The organism is Bacillus sp. 22190, assembly GCF_052045575.1.
GTDB classification, from domain to species: domain Bacteria; phylum Bacillota; class Bacilli; order Bacillales; family Bacillaceae; genus Bacillus; species Bacillus altitudinis.
This window is the reverse complement of the sequence record NZ_JBQEPF010000046.1, coordinates 1-751: the sequence shown is the minus strand read 5'-3', so window position 1 is coordinate 751 and position 751 is coordinate 1. Positions and strand designations below refer to the sequence as shown.

Annotated in this window: 1 protein-coding gene; it reads left to right on the top strand. The window is 59.0% G+C overall.

Annotated elements, in window-relative coordinates:
* The coding region (locus tag ACTJKA_RS19965) for a hypothetical protein (protein ID WP_440607925.1) at window positions 1-751 on the top strand (751 nt) is incomplete at both ends.

The window sequence follows — 751 nt, the reverse complement described above, 5'->3', positions numbered from 1 at the left end:
ATACCGGGCCTACTGGTGCGACTGGAGTTACTGGTGATACTGGGCCAACCGGTGCCACCGGAGTTACTGGATCCACTGGAAATACCGGACCTACTGGTGCCACCGGAGTTACTGGAGCTACTGGAGATACCGGGCCTACTGGTGCCACCGGAGTTACTGGAGCTACTGGTGATACCGGGCCTACTGGTGCCACCGGAGTTACTGGAGCTACTGGAGATACCGGGCCTACTGGTGCCACTGGTGTAACTGGTGATACCGGGCCTACCGGGCCTACTGGTGTAACTGGTGATACCGGACCTACCGGGCCTACTGGTGCCACCGGAGTTACTGGAGCTACTGGAGATACCGGGCCTACTGGTGCGACTGGTGTAACTGGAGATACTGGGCCTACCGGTGCGACTGGTGTAACTGGTGATACCGGACCTACAGGTGCCACTGGTGTAACTGGAGATACTGGGCCTACCGGTGCGACTGGTGTAACTGGTGATACCGGACCTACTGGTGTAACTGGTGTAACTGGAGATACTGGGCCTACTGGTGATACGGGTCCTACCGGACCTACTGGTGCCACTGGTGTAACTGGTGATACCGGGCCTACCGGGCCTACTGGTCCAACAGGTGCCACTGGAGGCACCGGTCCAACTGGAGCTACTGGAATCACTGGTGCCACTGGAGGCACCGGTCCAACTGGAGCTACCGGAATCACTGGTGCCACTGGAGGCACCGGTCCAACTGGAGCTACCGGAATCAC